19 protein-coding genes are annotated in these 20267 nt (G+C 41.1%); 6 read left to right on the top strand and 13 right to left on the bottom strand.

Annotated elements, in window-relative coordinates:
- Nucleotides 1–12: 12 nt before the first annotated feature.
- The 5 genes from BUB05_RS02755 to BUB05_RS02735 form a co-directional block, all read right to left on the bottom strand.
- Complete coding sequence (locus BUB05_RS02755; RefSeq protein ID WP_073046779.1) at nt 13–927, bottom strand: molybdopterin-binding protein; 915 nt, start codon at nt 925–927, stop codon at nt 13–15.
- Nucleotides 918–1736 (bottom strand): beta/alpha barrel domain-containing protein, encoded by an 819-nt coding sequence (locus tag BUB05_RS02750; RefSeq protein ID WP_073046776.1) that lies wholly within the window; start codon nt 1734–1736, stop codon nt 918–920. The genes BUB05_RS02755 and BUB05_RS02750 overlap by 10 nt, the downstream gene beginning before the upstream one ends.
- A 245-nt stretch (nt 1737–1981) precedes the next feature.
- Nucleotides 1982–2746 (bottom strand): IclR family transcriptional regulator, encoded by a 765-nt coding sequence (locus BUB05_RS02745; RefSeq protein WP_073046774.1) that lies wholly within the window; start codon nt 2744–2746, stop codon nt 1982–1984.
- Nucleotides 2747–3072: 326 nt separating this feature from the next.
- Nucleotides 3073–4353 (bottom strand): SLC13 family permease, encoded by a 1281-nt coding sequence (locus BUB05_RS02740; RefSeq protein ID WP_073046771.1) that lies wholly within the window; start codon nt 4351–4353, stop codon nt 3073–3075.
- Nucleotides 4354–4415: 62 nt separating this feature from the next.
- Nucleotides 4416–5585 carry a metal-dependent hydrolase family protein gene (locus BUB05_RS02735; protein ID WP_073046768.1) on the bottom strand — a complete coding sequence of 390 codons (1170 nt, stop codon included), beginning with the start codon at nt 5583–5585 and terminating at the stop codon, nt 4416–4418.
- A gap of 220 nt (nt 5586–5805) precedes the next feature.
- Between BUB05_RS02735 and BUB05_RS18630 the strand changes: the two genes are divergently transcribed.
- Complete coding sequence (locus BUB05_RS18630; protein WP_073046765.1) at nt 5806–6429, top strand: helix-turn-helix transcriptional regulator; 624 nt, start codon at nt 5806–5808, stop codon at nt 6427–6429.
- Nucleotides 6430–6524: 95 nt separating this feature from the next.
- A complete protein-coding gene (locus tag BUB05_RS02725) occupies nt 6525–7511 on the top strand; it encodes a M42 family metallopeptidase (protein ID WP_073046762.1) in 987 nt (328 codons plus the stop codon).
- A gap of 77 nt (nt 7512–7588) precedes the next feature.
- Here the strand turns inward: BUB05_RS02725 and BUB05_RS02720 are convergent, their stop codons facing one another.
- The 4 genes from BUB05_RS02720 to BUB05_RS02705 all read right to left on the bottom strand — a co-directional run bounded on the left by BUB05_RS02720 (nt 7589) and on the right by BUB05_RS02705 (nt 11943).
- Complete coding sequence (locus BUB05_RS02720) at nt 7589–8803, bottom strand: ATP-binding protein (protein WP_073046759.1); 1215 nt, start codon at nt 8801–8803, stop codon at nt 7589–7591.
- A 170-nt stretch (nt 8804–8973) separates the two neighbouring features.
- Nucleotides 8974–9636: a GntR family transcriptional regulator gene (locus BUB05_RS02715; RefSeq protein WP_073046756.1), complete on the bottom strand. Its 663-nt coding sequence runs from the start codon at nt 9634–9636 to the stop codon at nt 8974–8976.
- Between the two features lie 89 nt (nt 9637–9725).
- Nucleotides 9726–10007: a 4Fe-4S dicluster domain-containing protein gene (locus tag BUB05_RS02710; RefSeq protein ID WP_073046753.1), complete on the bottom strand. Its 282-nt coding sequence runs from the start codon at nt 10005–10007 to the stop codon at nt 9726–9728.
- Complete coding sequence (locus BUB05_RS02705; protein WP_073046748.1) at nt 10000–11943, bottom strand: FAD-dependent oxidoreductase; 1944 nt, start codon at nt 11941–11943, stop codon at nt 10000–10002. Before BUB05_RS02705 ends, BUB05_RS02710 begins: the two co-directional genes overlap by 8 nt.
- Nucleotides 11944–12138: 195 nt before the next feature.
- Between BUB05_RS02705 and BUB05_RS02700 the strand changes: the two genes are divergently transcribed.
- From BUB05_RS02700 to BUB05_RS02685, 4 genes are all read left to right on the top strand, one after another.
- On the top strand, nt 12139–13476 hold the full coding sequence (locus BUB05_RS02700; RefSeq protein WP_073046745.1) for a sigma-54 interaction domain-containing protein: 1338 nt from the start codon (nt 12139–12141) through the stop codon (nt 13474–13476).
- 229 nt (nt 13477–13705) lie between these two features.
- Nucleotides 13706–15004, top strand: a complete 1299-nt coding sequence (locus BUB05_RS02695) for a CitMHS family transporter (protein ID WP_073046742.1) — start codon at nt 13706–13708, stop codon at nt 15002–15004.
- Between the two features lie 178 nt (nt 15005–15182).
- On the top strand, nt 15183–16529 hold the full coding sequence (locus BUB05_RS02690; RefSeq protein ID WP_073046739.1) for an acyclic terpene utilization AtuA family protein: 1347 nt from the start codon (nt 15183–15185) through the stop codon (nt 16527–16529).
- A gap of 1 nt (nt 16530) precedes the next feature.
- Nucleotides 16531–16839, top strand: a complete 309-nt coding sequence (locus tag BUB05_RS02685) for an AtuA-related protein (protein ID WP_073046736.1) — start codon at nt 16531–16533, stop codon at nt 16837–16839.
- A 122-nt stretch (nt 16840–16961) separates the two neighbouring features.
- On the opposite strand, the gene BUB05_RS02680 is transcribed toward BUB05_RS02685, so the two are convergent.
- The 4 genes from BUB05_RS02680 to BUB05_RS18965 form a co-directional block, all read right to left on the bottom strand.
- Nucleotides 16962–17627, bottom strand: a complete 666-nt coding sequence (locus BUB05_RS02680; RefSeq protein WP_073046733.1) for an ArsR/SmtB family transcription factor — start codon at nt 17625–17627, stop codon at nt 16962–16964.
- Between the two features lie 221 nt (nt 17628–17848).
- Nucleotides 17849–18520, bottom strand: a complete 672-nt coding sequence (locus BUB05_RS02675) for a redox-sensing transcriptional repressor Rex (RefSeq protein ID WP_073046730.1) — start codon at nt 18518–18520, stop codon at nt 17849–17851.
- Nucleotides 18521–18674: 154 nt separating this feature from the next.
- Nucleotides 18675–19937, bottom strand: coding sequence for a dihydrolipoyl dehydrogenase (gene lpdA / locus BUB05_RS02670; protein ID WP_342747078.1), 1263 nt, complete (start codon nt 19935–19937; stop codon nt 18675–18677).
- Nucleotides 19916–20080, bottom strand: coding sequence for an FAD-dependent oxidoreductase (locus tag BUB05_RS18965; protein ID WP_342747074.1), 165 nt, complete (start codon nt 20078–20080; stop codon nt 19916–19918). Before BUB05_RS18965 ends, lpdA begins: the two co-directional genes overlap by 22 nt.
- Nucleotides 20081–20267 lie beyond the last annotated feature (187 nt).

The raw sequence follows: 20267 nt of genomic DNA, 5'->3' as shown, positions 1-20267 counted from the left end.
TTCATTTATTTTTTATTTCCAATCATGCGTATGATGCTTGTGATGCATATGCTTTTTTGCCATGAGTTTCTTGGCAAGGACTTCCGATAATTTCCTTGATGTTACAGTCTTGTCGCTGTTGTTGTTAAGACACTCCAGCAATACGGGTGCAGCCAGCCTTACTTCATCATTAGGCCCAGGCAGTGTTACAATTCTTGACAGCCCAACCTGTCCCACTCCTATTCTTACGCCATCTTTCACATGCCTTCCGGTACCCTTCTGGAATTTGACAATGTAGTCCACCGCCGCTTCCTTGTCAACTCTCAAAAGCGCTTCAACACTCTTGTCCTTGTCTTCCGCCCCGACTCCTCCAGTCGTTATGATCAGACCGAAACCTCTTGACAGTGCATCCGACAAATGGTAGCTGGCTATATCCAGATCATCGTCTATTATTTTCCCTATTGTCACCTTGTATCCTTCGTTTTCAAGTAATTCCTTAAGAAAGGGGGTGTTGGTGTCTTCAATCAAACCTTCCTTAAGTTCAAAGCCCGTAGGATATACGATGGCTCTCTTTGATATCCTCTCCGTTATTTCCTTTTCCATAGTATTTATGTTTTCTATTATTTCAGGTGCGTTATCCTGATCATAGCATATGGTGCCCAGGATTCCATTTGAATGTATGTATGTATCATCGTACAGGTTGACACCATCCATGGCTCCAAGCTTCTCAAGTATTTCACTTTCTTTTCCTATGATGTTTTCCTGTTCGACGTTTTTCTCCATTATGTCGAATGTAATGTGGTTCGACCTAACGTCAACCACAAGAACCTTTTCCTTATCAAGTTTCAACACTTCCGCCAATATACCCGCCATTCTTGTCAAATTTGCATTATCAAGAGTAATATTATTAATCCATAATTCCGTTTTTTCAAGTAAATTTAATCCCATGATTTCACATCCTCACCAATAACATCAAGCTTGATATCCAATAACTGTGCATCTACTATTTCCTTACCTATACATAAAATATCCAAATCCATGTCGGTATAAATATTTATATGATCAATCTTTACGTTTCCTGCAAAAGCAATCTCAACTTTATTTCTCTGACCTAATCTTTTTACTGTATCAATACATTTTTTTAAATCATTTATATCACCGGTATCAACCATAATTATTCCGCAATAGTTTTCTAATGCCATAACAGTTTCCTCTTCAACCGAAAAATCTTTTCCCTTTATTTGAATGACTTTTACATAATCTATCTTGTCTTTTACGGCTTCAAGAGCGTAAGGTATAGACCCCAACATTTTTATATAATTTTTGTCCAAATAAATCATAGGCTCTTCGGTAATTCTAAAGAAAGCACCTCCGAGATTCACTGCATGCCTTACTCCAACTTTCATTTGTGGCGGCATCTTTTTCCATGAGCCTGCAACTATCTTAACTTTACCTTTAGCAGTATCAACCGCAGTCTTTGCTGCAGTGGCAATTCCTGAATATTTGGCAACAGTTCCAATTATTCGTTCCTCTGCAATAGCCATTCCTTTAGGATTTGCTATGATTTCGCCAATAATATCTCCTTCTTTAATCCTGTCCCCATCACAAAAATTAAACTTAAGATCAATTCCAATATCTTTAGCCTGGTCCAGTGCATAAGAACTTCCAGCAATAATTCCTTCATTCTCTGATACAAGATTAGCTATGAATTTACTGTGCAAAATCTCTTCGAAAATATCATCTCTAATATCTTTCATTTTACCTCCTTGTATATTTTTCATCATTAACGAACCGCGTTCCGATATGTGCTTAAAAAAATTAATCCCTTTCTTATGCGTTTTATGTTTTTCGTCATTGCCGAATAATGTTCTGATATGTGTGCAAAAAATATTCCACTCACACCATATATCTAAATATTTGTTCAGAATATTTTTATTTCTTTCAATTCATTTGTTTATTTCATTATTGACGAACTCTTTCTATTGCATATTTAAAATATTACTTACATACCCATATGTCTGGATATTTGTTCAGAACATTTTATTAGTTCATTTTTCATTTCTTCAATTCTTTCGATATTCATTCGTCCCGTTGGTACTGATATGCTGATTCCAGCCAAAATCTCTTTTCCTTGGCTGAATATTGGAACAGCTACACATCTTAATCCTATTTCAATCTCTTCATCATCTAATGCATATCCTTTTTGCCTAATATTTTCAAGCTCTTCTAATAGTTTCTCTTTAGTAATTATCGTATTTTCCGTATACTTCTTCATAGGCTTTGAAAAAATATATTTTTCTAGATACTCTTCAGAAAGATATGCAAGCATCACTTTTCCTACTCCTGTGCAGTACATTGGAGCACGGTTTCCTATCTGAGATGAAACAATACTGAAATCGGAACCTGTAACCTTTTCAAGATAAACTACTTCTCCCTCATATTGTTTGGCTAGATGCATCGTCTCACCAAATAATTTACTTAAACTTTCAAAATGAGGATTCACTTCCAACCTAAGATCCATACGCTTTTGAACACAATTTCCTAGTTCAAAATTTTTAATACCCAATTTATATTTTTTTGTTACATCATATTGCTCCAAAAAACCTTTAATTGTCAATGTATTCACCAAACCATACACTGTACTCTTGCTCAAATCCATTTTTTCTGATATTTCAGTTATACTCAATTCCTTGTTCTTTACAAATAATTCAAGTATTTTTAAGGCTCTCACAACAGATTGTACGGTAACACCATTTTTATTTGCCATATTATCACTCTTTCATAGGTTTGTTTTCGTTACTACCGAACCTCGTTCTAGTTCTGTTTAGATTTTACCATACATGATTTTTTATTGCAATAGATTTTTCATTATTTTAAAATACTATCTCAGATAAATTCAAATATAATATCAATCTAATTACAGTTTTACTTGTAATTTCTTCAACATATTGAAATCATTAAATAATTGAAATAAGTTTCAAAAAATTCCAAATAAGCATTTAATGCAAGCAAAACAAAATAAAGCTCCCTCCATGAAATCCCGTTCGATCCATGTGGGAGCTTGCATTATTATATACTATTCAAAAACCGTCATCAAGGATAAAACGGGAACAGCATCGGCAAGAAGAAGGTAGCAATAACTATACTTATGATACATACCGGTAAACCTGCCTTAACAAAATTTTTGATTGTGTATTTTCCAGGTATTGCTATCATTGCCTGGACGGGACTTGCCATAGGAGTCAGTATTGATGCACAACCAGCAATCTGCACTCCCATAACTGCTGCTCTTGGATCCATGCCCAATTGTACGCAGACCATTGCTACAATTCCGGAAAATACTACAATAATCATGTTTGACATGAGCTGTGTGAGCACGAGAACAACCATCATAAGTACAAACAATACAATATATGGATTAACACCGCTGGTGAAAAGACTTGTCAACTGTGCCCCTACGAAATCCGAAGCGCCGGATACAGCCATTGCACTGGTAAGTGTTAGAATTCCAACAAACAAGAACATTGTTTGAGGATTTATGGAATTGTATGCTTCCTTTGGGCTGAGTATGCCGAAAACAATAAAGAGTGCAGCACCTACCGTTGCAACAATCCAGGTACCTACGTGAATGTAGTCAGCTATGAACAGACAGCAGATTGTCATAATTGATATGATGATTGCAATGGACTGCTTGCTCTTGCTCATTTCTGCAAAACTCCCTATTGCAACCTCTGATTGATCATCAAAGCTGCTGTTGGGAATGTCAGGAAGAAACTTGTGTCCTATAAATACAAAATAAAGAATCGTAATGATGACAAAAGGTGTTCTAGCTATTGTGAAATCAATCATTTGTAATGGTATGGTACCTCCGACCTGCATCATCATATTGTTTGATATTGGATTTATTGCACCTATTCCCATTATTGTGACAGCCGCAGCTACATTAACACAGGCAGCCATGGGGTAAAGCAATTTGCTTCTGCTGATGCCTGTTTCATTTGCCAGTTCAATCATAATTGGAAGCAAAACAGGAACTGCTATGATTGGGTTGACCAAAGCCGAAATGAGGGCACCTGAAATACATGATATTGCAATGAGCGCCTTTGGATTATCCTTGTACCTGTACACCAGTGATGAAATTTTGGCGACTATGCCTGTCTTAGTCAATCCGTTTCCTACAATGAACATAGCACCAAAAAGTATTACATTCGTATTGGAAAAAGCTGCAAGGGCCTGTTCAGCTGTCATGACACCTGTAACAGTCAACCCGACAACGTTAAAAACACAGACTATGCCGTAATCCACTTTTCCCGAAACGAACATGATAATTGTGATTGCTACAATAACCAATGTTGTAATCAATTGAAAACTCATTAAATCCTCCTAAAATTAGTTTAAATTTTTGTAAAATTGCATATATAGCTTGACCCATTTGATCAACGGATCAGAACTCCTTCTTTAAAGACATGCTTTACATCCTGCAAGCATTCAAGTTGTTCAAGTGGGTTTTGATCAACAATAATCAAATCCCCTCTTTTCCCGATTTCTACCGTTCCCCTGTCCCCGGACATGCCCAGCAGGTCTGCTGCATTTACCGTTGCAGCCAAAATACACTCCATTGGCGTATAGCCCTGTTCCGAAAGAAGAGACAACTCCAAGGCACCTATATCATGAGGGGTGTTTATTGCGCCTCCATCTGTACCGACAGCGATTTTTATTCCCATTTCCCTTGCAAAGGCAGCTGCTTTTTTACAATCCTCCAGATACTGATCAGATTTCACTCTGAAGAATTCAGGAAGTGATTCCCTGTCAGGCAGGATATTATTCATATATCCCGGCAGTATAGTAGGCACCAGTGTAATTTGATTCTCCAGCATATATCGTCCGCTGACTTCATCCAGTCCGCTACCATGCTCTATTGAATCCACACCAGCTTTTGCAGCTACCAGGACACCTTGTCCCCCTATGCAGTGTGCCGCCACTTTCTTGCCGGCATCGTGGGCTATGGAGACTATTTCATCCAGACATTCCGGCTTCACATTCACGGCATTTGCAACACCTACTGTTGTCACTCCTCCTGTGAGATATACCTTTATGAAGTCTGCACCTTTTGACAATTGTTCATTGGTATACTTTCTTGCCAGTTCAACTGTATCACAGCAGGGAAGAAACTGACCGAAATGACCTCCCGTAGCCGTCATAGCTTTTCCTGCAACCACAAGGGAAGGTCCTTTTATTACACCGGATTCAATGGCGTCCCTGAAAACCATTTCAAGATTATAAAAATCCATCATAGACCGAACCGTTGTAAATCCACTCTTCAAGATATCCTCCAGATAAGCTACACTTTTCATAATAGTGTGTTCATAACTTGTCAAATCAGTGGACATATTCTTGTCGTCCACCAATACATGTTCATGGCAGTTGATAAGTCCCGGAAGAACATACTCTCCCTTAGCATCAATGATCGTTGACCCTTTATCCGGCTGGCATTCTTCAACAGGCACTATTTTGGAAATGACACCGTTTTCCATCTGTATACAATGGTTTTCAAGAATTGCATCATCCTTGCAAGTTATTACATTGGCATTTTTTATCCAATACATTTCAATCTCCTTTCGCAACCGTTTACATGCAATGATCATTTTACATCTACAAAAGTTGCATCCTTTTTCTTGTATTTATAAATACAGTATAATCGATATGATATTTTTCTTAGAATATTTTTATACCTTTTATAATATTATTACACTCGTTGCAAAATTTGTCAATAGCCATTATAATATTTTTATAGCAAGTAAACAAAATTTACAACAGAGGTTTCTTATGGAAAAATTACTCATACAATTTGCAAACTTTATGTCCAGGGTCCAGGGTCCTTCAACGGAGATAACACTTCATAATTTCCGCACCGGTGAAATACTCTTCCTTAAGCACGGGTATGTTACAGGTAGACAGCCTGATTACAAAAATAATTCTGAAACATTGGAAAGAATTAAGGAACTGGCAGAGAACAATCAGGACTACCTTGTTGGTTATCGGAGAATATCCAGCAATGATCAGCCCTTGAGATCTTCAAACATGTTCATCAGAGATGAAAATGGCGAGCTGGCTTACGTACTGTGCGTAAATCAAAATATTAAAGAGCTTGAGCAATTTCAAAATTTCCTGTCATATTTCACAACATCCTGCATTCCCTTGGAAAGTACCGCAACCAATAAAGAGGAAACTATCGAAAGCCTTATAGACAATATAATCTCAGATGAAATCGAGAAGATAAAACACTCGGGTCTGGATATAATGACAAAAGAAGTCCGCTTCGATATAATAAATCGTTTGGACAAGAAAGGTGTTTTCGATGTGAAAGGTTCCGTACAGAAGGTATGCGAGGTACTGAACATATCTCAAGCTACAATGTACAATTATTTGAAGGAGATTCATAGAGACTAAAATATATTTTGCATTTTGCAAAATATATTTTCTGTGTTAGAATATAATAGGTATACAACAATAAACGCACACCTATTGAAACAGGAGGTTAATCAATGGATACAGCAATATTGAAAAAACTTTGCTCTATAAATGCCGTCCCTACACAGGAAGACAAGGTAAATACAATCATAAGGGATATGATAAAAGATTATGTAGATGAGATATCCGAAGACAGGTTCGGAAACATGATTGCCCACAGAAAGGGCTCTGGACCCCGCTTCATGCTCACAGCCCATACGGACCAGATTGGATTAATGATTCACGGTATAGAAGAAAACGGATGCCTCAGGTTCACTGCCGTGGGAGGGCTTATACCTTTCACCCTCATCGGCCAGAGGGTTGTCATCAATGATACGGTAATGGGAACCATAGGTGTCGATATTGACCTTGAAGCAGGAGGAGATCTGGGCAAGGCCGGAGTCAACAATATGTATGTTGACATAGGAGTTAATTCGAAGGAAGCCGCTGAAAAGAAAGTTTCCATAGGAGATTTTGGCAATTTCTGCAGCGAGTTTTATGAAAATGATGAAATAGTAATGTCCAGGGCTCTCGACGACAGGGCAGGCTGCTTCGTACTCATAGAGGTAATAAAGGCTCTCAAGGAATCCAAATACGATTTGTATTTCGTATTCACTTCCCAGGAGGAATCCGGCACGAGAGGAGCCTACACCGCATCATATTCAATCGAACCGGAGTACGGCATAGCCGTTGACATTACACCTTCCGGAGACCTTCCCGGAACAAAAAACTCAACCGCCTCACTGGGCAATGGAGCAGGGATAAAGCTGATGGACCCTTCCCTCATCATCAATCCTGAAATGAAATCAATGCTTGTCAAAGGGGCCGAGGACAACAATATACCCTATCAGTTTGAAGTCATGAAGCGCGGCGGCACCGATGCAGGCGCATTCCAGTCAGTCCAGACAGGCGTCAAGTCGGCAGCGGTATCGATAGTGACAAGAAACGCCCATACAGCCAATGAGATCGTCAGCAAAAATGACATACAGGCTGTAATAGACATGCTGATTTCAATACTTTGACCAAAACATTCAATATAACAATCCAAAACAAAACAACTGTATCCCGCTGGTAATTCCAGTCATGATACAGTTGTTTTTTATAATCTCGTTGTTTCTCCATCCAGAAGCCAATCGATTAGATTAATTTGCCGAATGCCTTTATAGTTTGAATTTTGTCCTATCCTGTCAAGAGTAAGCAAAACCTTCGGATAATGGTCGGGGATGCTGTCCAGAGGGGCAAGTTCACGTTTTAATGTGTTCTCATCCATAACACTGGCAGCCACCTGATAATATTCGGTCCCCTCATATTTTTGCGCCACAAAATCCACTTCCTTTTGAGCAAGTTTGCCTATATTGACCTTGTATCCCCTTCTTAACAATTCCAGAAAAACTATATTTTCAATAACATGTCCTATATCTGATGAGGCACTGGACAGCAGCATACGACGCATGCCGGTATCTACAATATAATACTTGCCGTGAGTCTTAAGGTACTGTCTTCCCTTGATATCATAGCGATCAACCTTATAGAAAATGTAGCTGTCTGTCAAGGCCCTAACATATTTTTCAACAGTATTGACGGATATCTTTCTGCCGTAAGAATTCAGAGTGTTGGCTATCTTGTTGATTGAAATCGGGCTGCCTATACTGCTGGCTATGGTTTTAATAATACTCTCAAGAAGTGAAATATCTGAAATCCCTTCCCTGCTGGCAACATCCTTTATCAATATCGTATTGTATATTCCCTCAAGATAGGGCTTTATCATCTGCTCATTCTGCTCAAGGGATGATATGTATGGAAATGAACCCAATCTGATATAGTCGTTGAACTTCTCATCAACAGACAGATTGCTGTAACTGAAGGCATCGCAGTACTCCCTGAAGGAAAAAGGCAGCATGTCGACTGTTACATATCTTCCGGACAGCAAGGTGGCCAATTCACCTGACAACATATATGCATTTGAGCCTGTCACATATATATCGACATTCTTCTTAATATAGAGACTGTCAACAGCCCTTTCAAACTCGATGCAGTTTTGGACTTCATCAATGAAAACATAGTTCATTCCATTATTTAATTTTGCAGCAATATAATCATTAAGAGACTTGTAGTCTCTCAGTCCATCATATTCAACACTCTCAAGGTTAATTGATATTATCTGTTTTTCATCTACTCCATTTTCTTTCAAGTAGTCCATGAACAGTGCAAATAAGGTTGATTTTCCACAACGTCTAACTCCTGTCACAACCTTTATGATATCCTTGTCCTTGAAGTCTATCAGCTTATTTAAATATTCCTTCCTTTCAATCATAAAAAACACCTCTTTCATGTCAATATTAACATAAAAAGGTGTTTTATGGCAAGTTTTTTCTCATTTAAGAAAAAACTTTTGGTTTTAAGTCATTTTTTGTATTTTCTACAAATTGCCAAGTACCCTTCTATAGATGCAAGGCATCTTTTCTATATGTGAAAGCTCTATATTTAACTATCAGCTGCCTTCATGCGCTCCAAAACAAACGACTTTGAAGAATTGAAACTGTTTCTGACAAGCTCCACTACACCCTTAATATCATCGTCAATTAGTCTTTTCAGAATTTCACTGTGGTTGTCATATATGGCCTGCCTGTTTTCCATCTTTTCCTCATATAGGTTCGACAAAATGGTGAACTGGCCCCTCAACTGGTTTGCCATTTTCAGTAGCCTGCCGTTGTTGGCATAACTGTAAATGATATTGTGAAAATCATCGGACAGCCTGTTGAATTCCATGAAGCTTCCTGTTTCCAGACACTTCCCTGTTTCCACAAGATTGTTCTTAAGGTCTACATACATTTCTTCAACCTTGCCGGAATCAAATGCATACCTGATGGCAATGCAGTCCAGTTCACAGTACAGATCATACACTTCATTGACATCAGCTTCTGTGAATGTCACAACCTGGGCTCCCTTGTTGGAGAAGTATGTCACCAACCCATCCTGGTAAAGCCTGTTCATGGCTTCACGCAGGGGACTTGAACTTATACTGTATTTCTCCTGAAGTTCCTTGAACTGAAGCCTTGTTCCACTGACAATATTCTGTTGAATTATCTCTTCCCTCAATATTTCATATATCTGGTCCGTTAATGTTTTTCTACTGATTTTTTGCATAATATTCTCCTTTGGATACAGATATTTTAACACAAGATTATCGGTTATACAATTAATTGAATTTTGAGGTTTTAATTTCAACATTCCTGTTATTTTACAAGGCTTTTCTTTTCCACCCAGTTTACCTGGTTCATCAGGGGATGCCTCAGTGTAAGTGCCCCCTCAACTGGGCAAGCCATTACACAACATCCGCAATACCAGCATTCATCAGGATACTGGACCCTTGGGGTTTTGTCTTCTTCATCTCTTGGTAACAATACGTCCACCTGGCATATATTTACACATCTGTTGCATCCTATGCACTTGTCCTCGTCAAAGATCAGGGGTCTTGAAAGAGCTTTGGCGACTGCACTGTATTTATATTCATCCATAACATTTCTCTCCTATGTAATCCGGATTATATTTTTCATAATTCTCCTTGAGGTCACCGTAATAGTCAATAGGCACAGTCTCAACTTCAATCCTGTTTCCCCTTTGACTTACAGTTATAAACTTCTTGTCTTTTTCCTGCTCCTGAAGAGGATAGTCCATTCTCTTGAAGTTAAGGGTTTCAGAACTCGACTCCCTTGAAAGACATGCATGGATAATCAGCTTTGAAACAGTCAAAATATTGAATACTTCATTAAGCCTCATCAAGTCATGGGGATTAGCTGCATGTGCATGGTTCCTTGCTTTTTCCTCCAGCTTGTTCAACTGTTCAAGTCCCGTCTTCAGGATATTCCCGTGCTTCTCTTCACCACAATAGTTCCTCATGGTCTTTGAAAGGGCTGCGTTAAGCTCCTTCCATCCCATGGAATCACCAGTTTCGGTCATCATTGGGCTATATACCCTCTTTTTCTCCAGCTCAATCTGGACTTCATCAGGTTCTTTAAGGTCCATATTCGAAGCATATTTTGCAGCATGTCTGCCCGCATAAGACCCTGTCGATGCAGCATGTCCAAAACAGTTTGAAGCGAAAAGTGAATCACCTGCCACAAATAAACCTTCCAAAGACGACATCAGAGTCCAGTCATTGTGAAATCCTCCAGGTAGTCCAAAAAGCTGGCGTTCATTTGGAGAAAAACTTGATGATGTCCATCCTGCTCCGTAACACTGGAGGACGTGCTTTTCAGGATCGAATCCTGCATCGGTGTAGTTCTTGAGAATTGGAATCCTTGTCTTCCCTTCCTCTCCAACCATCATTCCCCAGATTATGTCCCTTTCCTGTTTAGGCATATCTGTAAGGTCAGCGTAAAAGGGTGGTATGAATCCCTGCTTTATGGACTCATCGAAGGACATTGTCTCCGGTCCGTCATAGTCATATTTTGCCTGTTCTATATTTCCGCCTTTCAAAAAGAAGGGCTGGTCGTCCCCGGACTTGGTTCTTTCGTAGTAATCCTTAAGGATTTTGCCGTCCCTGTTCATATAGGGAATTTCCCTTCCCTTAGAATCTATAAGTGTAGCAGGGTACCATGTATTGTGGTTGTTTCCTGCTCCGTAGGGCGGAAAGCTCTGTCCTGCTGCAGAAAACTCCGCCTTCACTGACTTCTCCATCATATTGAAGGCTGCTCCGGCTCTCCATCCCATTGCATGACCGTCCCCTATGCACTGGGTAGGTCTGAATTCACACAGTCCCGGATGAGCTTCAGAAAACAGCCACACCCTTGCAGGTCTTGACATGCACATGATGGATGACTTGCTTTTGAATATGTAGAACTTTCCTGTCCTGCCGTTGAAGCCCGTCGCTCCCACAACCCTGCTTCCCTGTTTTCCATCCTCAGTGAGAAGGGAAGTCACCATTATCCTGTCAATCACCTTGACTCCCAACCTTAATAGTTCCCTGTACATGGCAGGCTTGAATGTTGTTCCCCAGATTCTCAATGTAATTCTGCTGTCATAGTCATATGCATATAGGAATTTGGTCTCCTCGTCCCTGAAGGCAGCTCCCTTGAACTCATCGTCCTCGTCACGTATCTTTCCGCCCATTTTTTCGATGTCGAGAAGCCTGTCATAGCCTTCCCTGCATTCGATATAGTGTGAAATACCATTATTATATCCATTTTCATTGTCAATCATTGCTTTGACCAGGTCTTCCGGAGATACTGTTGATCCGGGATTTGTTGCAGCGGATTCCCAGTGGTCACAGCCAGACCCGCCAGCTCCGCTCCTCTCCGTTGCCCCCTTTTCAACAAGAACAACCTTTTGTCCGGATTTTGCGGCGGATATGGCTGCCATACATCCGGCTATACCTCCACCCAGAACAAGTACATCTGCTTCCACTCTTTCCTCTTTATTCATTTCCATTTCATAGGGCCATCTTTTATCCATAGTAGACCTCCTTTGTTTCGAGTATATCATTCCCCGGATTTCACAGCAAGTGCATTTTGCATTGTATACAATATATTTTGTGTATTGATTGACATGGAACTGTCCATGATATAGCATATTAATATGTAGCAATCACATAATTTCCATTAAGTTATAAAATCTACTGTGACAAAATTAATGTAAAAGGTGGCTCCAATGAACATAAACAACTGGGTAAAACTAATCCTTGATTCCATATATGACGGTGTCCTCATAATAGACGAAAATGCCGTCGTCCAGTATATCAATCCCGCTTACACGAGAATAACCACAGTCAAATACGACGACATAGTAGGAAAATCCCTGAAGGAAGTGCGTCCGGGAGCCCGCCTGCCCAACGTCCTCCATACGGGAGAAAAGATCCTAAGGGCCCTAAGGCTTGAGGACGGAATAGAATACATAGTAAACATGTCCCCCATCGTCGAGGACGGTCAAATAATAGGCGGCATATCCCTGGTCAAGGGACTAAGCGACGTATATGAATTGACCAGCCAGATAAATGAATACCAGAAGGATATAAAGAAGCTGCAAAACAGTCTGAAAGCCATCCAAAGAGCCAGGTACACCTTCAGCGACATACTGGCTGAGGATCCCGGAGCTGTTGACATCAAGAAGATAGCAATGAAGATAGCCAAGAAGGATACCACCGTGCTGATGACGGGAGAAAGCGGTACGGGAAAGGAGCTCTACGCCCAGGCCATACACAACGCATCCCCCAGGAGCGGCGGCCCCTTTGTGGCTGTAAACTGCGCCTCCCTTCAGTCAAGCCTTCTTGAAAGCGAGCTCTTCGGATACCAGGAAGGCTCCTTCACCGGCGCAGTCAGGGAAGGCAAGATAGGACTCTTCGAAGCGGCAAACGGAGGAACCATATTCCTGGATGAAATATCGGAGATGGATTTCAACCTCCAGTCCAAGCTTCTCAGGACACTTCAGGAAAACACAATACGAAGGATAGGAAGCATAAAGGAAATCCCCATTGACGTCAGGGTTATAACTGCAACAAACAAGGACCTTGATGAAATGGTAGCAAAAAAGGAGTTCAGGGAGGACCTTTACTACAGGATTGCAGTATTCCCATTGCAGCTCCTTCCGCTAAGAGATAGAAAGGGTGATATCCTGCCCCTTGTACATTACTTCACCAGCTACCACGAAGACAAATTGAAGAGGGGCATAGACATAACCTCCGGCGCGAAAAACATGTTGCTGAACTACGACTGGCCGGGCAATATCAGGGAACTTAGAAACTGCATGGAATTTGCAGTGAACATGATGGACGACTTCATCATAGACATTCGGCATCTTCCACGAAGGATACAGACCACCATCTCCTCCGAGACGGATTCCGTTGAGAAACTGGACAGCATAATCAGAATGACTGAAAAGAGGCATATAGGTCAGGCAATTGAGATCTTCGGCGATTCCGTCGAGGGCAAGAAAAAGGCTGCAGAAGCCTTGGGGATATCCCTGGCAAGCCTCTACAACAAAATGAAATGATGAATTTCTAAAATTTTAGAAATTCACAAAATTAATTCCAATATTCTAGAAACAACAAGAACGTTAAAATTTTAACCTACAATCGATTTCAAGACTCCAATCCTCCTGTTTATTCCAGAATCTTATAAGCAGGAGGATTTTTATCGTTGGAATTTCAATGTTTTAAAGTTGGCACGGACATTGCAATAATAAAATTGAACAAAATTCATATTATAAGGAGAATTTTTACATGTTAGCATTTTTAGGTTTTTTAACAATCGTACTACTACTTGCTCTGGTAATGACTAAGAAAACGTCACCAGTAGTTGCACTGATCGTGGTGCCAGTAGTAACTGCACTTATTGGCGGTTTCGGAGGCGAACTGTCGACATTCATCACAGACGGGGTAAAGAGCATTTCCAAAACAGGTGTAATGTTCATCTTCGCAATACTTTTCTTCGGAATACTCACTGATGCTGGTACATTCGAGCCGATCATCAAGAAAATACTGAAGGTTGTCGGAAAGGATCCTGCAAAGATTGCCGTAGGAACAGCAATACTTGCAATGATAGTTCACCTTGACGGTTCGGGAGCAGTTACTTTCCTCGTAACGATTCCGGCAATGCTTCCACTTTACGACGCACTGGGCATGAGACGGACGACACTTGCCACAATAGCGGCACTTTCCGCAGGTACAATGAACGTTCTTCCATGGGGAGGTCCTACATTGAGGGCTGCATCGGCTTTGGAAGTGTCTGTAACAGAACTTTTCAACCCCATGCTGATACCGGTACTGGCAGGAATTGCCTTCGTACTCTTTACGGCTTACTATCTTGGAAGAAAAGAAAGAGCGCTTATAGGAAATATAGATGATGTTGAAATAAGCATGACTGACGAGCAGATTGATGAAGCAAAACAAGGTCTTGCAAGACCAAAACTGTTCGGGTTCAACATAATACTCATAATCGTTGCAATAGCCACTCTCATATCAGGAAAGCTTCCCCCTCACGTTGTATTTATGCTTGCATTTGCAATATCACTGACAGTCAACTATCCAAAGGTGAAAGACCAGAGAGAAAGGATAGATGCACACGCCAAGGCGGCCCTGATGATGGCAAGTATTCTGTTTGCAGCAGGTTCATTCACAGGTATCCTCAAGGGATCGGGAATGATTACAGCCATGGCTGAAGTTGCTGTAAAGGCTGTTCCTGTATCACTCGGACAGCACATACCTTTGATTACAGGACTGGCTTCCATGCCTGCAAGTCTTCTCTTCGATCCTGACTCATTCTATTTTGGCGTAATGCCTGTATTGTCAAGTGCAGCAGGACAGTTTGGAGTTGCTGCCGTTGATGTAGGAAGAGCTGCAATTCTTGGACAAATGACTACAGGTTTCCCTGTAAGCCCCCTGACAGGATCAACCTTCCTTCTAATAGGACTTACGGGAGTGGATCTTGGAGAACACCAGAAGAAGACAATACCTTTTGCATTCCTTACAACATTGGTAATGCTTGTGGTATCCATAGTACTGGGAATACTGCCTTTCTAGGCATGTAAACCCATAATAGACAAGAAAGCGGCTTTGCCGCGTTAACCGTGTTCACGCTTCATGTGAACAAAACGGTTATTAAGAGGTCGCAGAAAGTTTCCATACAAGTGTAATACCAACGCTTCAAGGGATTACATATTTTAAACTTTCTTAGACTATATAAAGGAGATTAAGACTTATGAAAAAGATCAGAATAGGCAGCGGAGCAGGTTATGCCGGCGACAGGCTGGAGCCCTCTCTAGTACTGCTGGAAAAGGGACAACTGGACTACATAGGATTCGAGTGTCTGGCTGAAAGAACCATAGCCATTGCCCAACAGCAAAAGCTTCAGAATCCGGAAAAGGGATACAACGGACTTCTTGAATACAGAATGGAAAAGATATTGCCCCTGGCATACGAGAACAAGGTGAAGGTAATAACCAACATGGGTGCAGCCAACCCTCAGAGCGCTCTTGAAGTAGTAAAGAAAATGGCTGAAGACATGAACCTTAAGGGCATGAAGATAGCTGCCGTATTCGGAGACAGCATATTCGAAAACATCGAAAAGTATTCAGATACAATTGTCTGGGAAACAGGAAAGCCCCTTAAGGACCTTGATGGAGAAGTGGTATCCGCCAACGCATATATGGGAATGGAAGGCATCGTGAAAGCCCTTCAGGAAGGTGCCGATGTCATAATAACGGGAAGGGTTTCAGACCCTGCACTCTTCATCGCTCCCCTTGTTTATGAGTTCGGATGGACGGCAGAGGACTATGAAAAACTTGGCAAGGGAACACTCATAGGCCATCTACTTGAATGCGCAGGCCAGGTGACCGGAGGCTACTATGCAGAGCCTGGAAAGAAGGACATCAGCGATCTTTGGAATCTCGGATTCCCAATCGCAGAAGTGGACGAATCCGGAGATGTAGTGATTACAAAGGTTGAAGGAACAGGCGGATCCGTAACAACTTCAACCTGCACGGAACAGCTTCTCTATGAAATCCACAACCCCGAGAAATACATAACACCGGACTGTGTTGCCGACTTTTCCAAAGTGTCAATGGAACAGATCGGAGTGGACAGAGTATCCGTCAAAGGAGCAACAGGCTACGCCAATACAGACACATTCAAGGTAAGCGTGGGATACAAGGACTGCTTCATCGGCGAAGGCGAGATGAGCTACGGTGGACCGGGATGTCTTGAGAGAGCCGAGCTAGCAGGAGAAATCGTAAGCAAAAGGCTTGAGATGCAGGGAATCGAAATGGACGAGACAAGAATTGATATACTTGGTATAAACTCCATCTACAAGAACGGTTCAAGAACCCTGGCAGGCTACCCTGAAGAGGTCCGTCTGAGATTCGCAGCAAGAACTAAGGACAAGGAAAGCGCAGTAAAAATCGGAAACGAAGTTGAGACCCTTTACACAAACGGTCCCTGCGGTGGAGGCGGAGCTGCCAAATACGTAAAAGAAATAGTATCCGTTGCATCCATACTGGTTCCAAGGAAAGACATGAAAGCGGAAGTTATATGCAAGGAGGTGCTTTAAGATGAAACTTTGGGAAATAGCACATTCACGTACGGGAGACAAGGGAAACATTTCAAACGTGTCCCTCATAGTGTACGACAAGAAGGATTTCGACACAGTCTCCGAAAAGGTGACTGCGGATGTAGTCAAGGAATGGTACAAGGACATAGTGAAGGGTGAAGTAATCAGATATGAGCTTCCCCAGCTGGGAGCGCTGAACTTCGTAATGCACGACGCCCTGGGCGGTGGAGTTACAAGGTCACTTGCCCTGGACAAGCACGGAAAGAGTCTCAGCTCATACCTTCTGGATATAGATATAGAAATGGAATAGCAGACAACTGGTTAAAAAATAGTTCCAAAAAACACAAAAAATGTTGAGGTGAAAAACATCTCAACATTTTTTCTATTCAAGGAATCAGTGTTCCAATACAAGACCCCAATACTTGACATATGTCAATCGATATGACTAGTCAAGCCGTCATCCCAGGGCAGGCATTCATCTTCAAACCGTACTGCCTTGTAGCCATGTTTATTTAGTATCTCTACCGCCTCCACAGACAAGAGGCAATACCGCCCCTGGCAATATGCGATAATTTCCTGATCCTTCGGCAGTTTTTCCAGATGCGCTTCCAGTTCTTCAAGGGGAACAGAACTCGCCCCTCTTATATGGTTTAAATCATAGTATTCCTTGGGTCTAACATCAATCAATGTAACATTGCCATCTTCAAGTTTTCCCATCAATTCCTTTGCATTGATCTGCTCTATGTTGCCGTGCTTTTCATATACATCATCCAATAGTTTCTGAATATCTGCAAATAAACTCTCTCCAAGAACCTGCATGTGATGGAACATGGCCCCCACAGAAGAATCACTTAGTTTGTAAACTGAAAAAAGACCTTTTTTTTCATACTCGACCAGTCTTGCCTCAAGTAATGTTTGAAGATGCTGCGATGTATTCGCAACCGACATTCCAGTATCTTTTGCCAACGTATCGACCGTTTTAGGGCCTTCACACAGAAGATCAATAAGATGTAACCTTCTTGGACTTGATAATGCTTTCCCCACGCGAGCTAAATGATTATATATATTAGTTTTCAATTGTTGTGAATTTGTTGCCATTATAGGTACCTCCGTCATTCAAGTAAAAACAACAGGCTACCAGCCTGTATAATCTTGATAATTTTATACAACTACTCCATGAACATCAGTGAATGATGGAATATATATAACATTATAACTTATCCACTTGATTAATGCAATTTGTTCTAAATTACACCAATTATCCATTTCTTAAAATTAATACCAGTATACTTGAATTGTTTAAATACCTAATCCACCGTTTATTGTATCTCCATTGAATACATATCATCAGTATGCGGGTCTTCTTCATTCTTGATTATATATGCAAGTGTTATCAAGCTTTCAAACAAATGTACATTCTCAACAACAACACTGTCATCACTAATTTCAAGATTTACGGGAGCAAAATTCCAAATACCCTTTATGCCATATGAAACCAGTTCAACAGCTATCTGTGACGCATTCGCCTTCGGTAATGTCAACATGGCTATATCAATATTGTTATTTTTGACAAATACCTTGATATTATCCATATCCATCACTTCGATACCCCTTACAAATAACCCGACAAGGCGAGGATTTACATCAAAAAGTGCTTTGATGACAAAACCGCTTTTTTCGAAATCCAAATAATTAGCCAAAGCCTGTCCAAGGTTTCCTGCTCCAACCACAATCACGTTATATTTCTTTCCAAGTCCCAGGAGTTGGGAAATCTCATTGTATAAATACTCGACCTTATAGCCGTAGCCTTGCTGACCAAAGCCGCCAAAGTTATTAAGGTCCTGACGTATCTGTGATGCTGTAACGCCCATTCTATCACCCAATTCTTTTGAAGATATCCTTGTAACCTGATTTTCAAGCAATTCACCCAAATATCGATGATATCGCGGCAACCGTTTTATGACTGCATTTGATATTTTTTTAGAATACATTCCATTACCTCCATTCAATTATTCCCAAGCACAACCATTTACTGTTCAAAAATCCACACGTTGATGTTATTGAAAAAAACTGCTGAATAAGATGTTAACATCCTGCTCAGCAGCCTGAAGTTTTTTCAAAATAAAATATCGTAACTTCCTAATTTTAACATTCGAGTGTTTCTTTCTCGTAAATTGTGTAAATCGCATTTTTATGAACATCATGTGCAGCTTCCATAATTGACTCGGCAATTGTCGGATGAGCATGGATCATGCTTCCTATATCATCAATGGTAGCCCCCATGCCTATTGCCAGAGCCCCTTCATGAATCATGTCGCTGGCTCTAGGTCCGAAAATGTGGAGCCCCAGAACCTGACCGCTGTCACCATCGACAACAAACTTAATTAAGCCGTATTTGCCCATGGACATTACCTTGGCATTTCCCGAAAGATCCCACTTGCCGATTTTAACATTCTCATATTGCTCTCTGGCCTGGTCTTCAGTCAATCCTACAGATGCCAGTTCCGGCTCCAGGTACACACATGAAGGTGTAGTTTTCCCATCAAAAGCCTTCTTGTTCCCTAGAACAATATTCTCACCAAGTATGATTCCTTGAGCCTGGGCAACATGGGCAAGCATGATACCTCCTGTACAATCACCGACAGCATAAATGTTAGGCTGATTTGTACACAAATATTCATCAACCTTGATTGCACCTCTCTCAGTATCGATACCCGCATCTTCCAAGCCAAGACCTTCAGTATATGGCTTTCTTCCTACAGCCATGAGCACCTTTTCTGCAGCAACCTGCTCTTCATCATCACCAGACTGGAATTTCACAAGACCGCCTGTTGGTGTGTCTTCAATTTCAAGGACGCAGGCTCCGGTAAATACATCGATGTCATCCTTTTCAAGCCTTTCCTTGGCAAGTACGGAAAACTCACTGTCCATAGGCGGCAGAATCCTGTCTTGTGCTTCAACTATGGTAACTTTTGTACCCAATCGCGAATACAGTGCTGCAAATTCAACCCCGATTACACCGCCACCTATTATTACCATGCTTTTTGGCGGCTGTTCAAAAGCCAAGGCATCATCGCTGGTTACTACACAATCTGCATCAAATCCTTTTACCGGGATGCTTGCCACAACAGAGCCTGTTGCCAGGATTGCCTTATCAAAGGTCATATCCATTTCTCCACCGTCATTCAGCGTGACTTTTGCTGTATTCAAGCCTGTAAGTGTCGCAATACCGTATACCACTTTGATATCTCTAGCTGCCATGACGCCGCCTACCCCTTCACAGATCCCGCTTATGATGTTGTTCTTGTATGATTGCAGTTGGCCGAAGTCAAGGGTCGCCTCTTTGATAGTTATGCCCATCTCGGCAACGTGTTTAGTCTCATCAATTACATCTGCTGCATGAAGCAGTATTTTCGTTGGTATACAACCAACATTGAGGCAGGTACCGCCAAGACCACTTTTTCTACAATTGTTACATCCGCACCTAAATCCGCAGCTTTAGCTGCCGCAACGTGACCGCCTGGGCCACCACCGATTACTAGTATTTTCATTTTCTCCTCCTTGAATAGTGTTTTTATTACGTGAATTTTCAAAATATTGCGTCAAAAAATTCACTTGCACAGATTGTTTACGCCCTTTCATCCAATAAGATGCCGAACTATCTCTACAACCACTAAACATGTATCGAAGGAGGATATCAAGTAAACTTCCTACAAAATATCATGTATCTTACCCAAA

It is taken from the genome of Dethiosulfatibacter aminovorans DSM 17477, assembly GCF_900142005.1.
Classification (GTDB): domain Bacteria; phylum Bacillota; class Clostridia; order Tissierellales; family Dethiosulfatibacteraceae; genus Dethiosulfatibacter; species Dethiosulfatibacter aminovorans.
The sequence above is the reverse complement of the archived record's forward strand: the minus strand, read 5'-3'. Positions and strand labels throughout refer to the sequence as shown.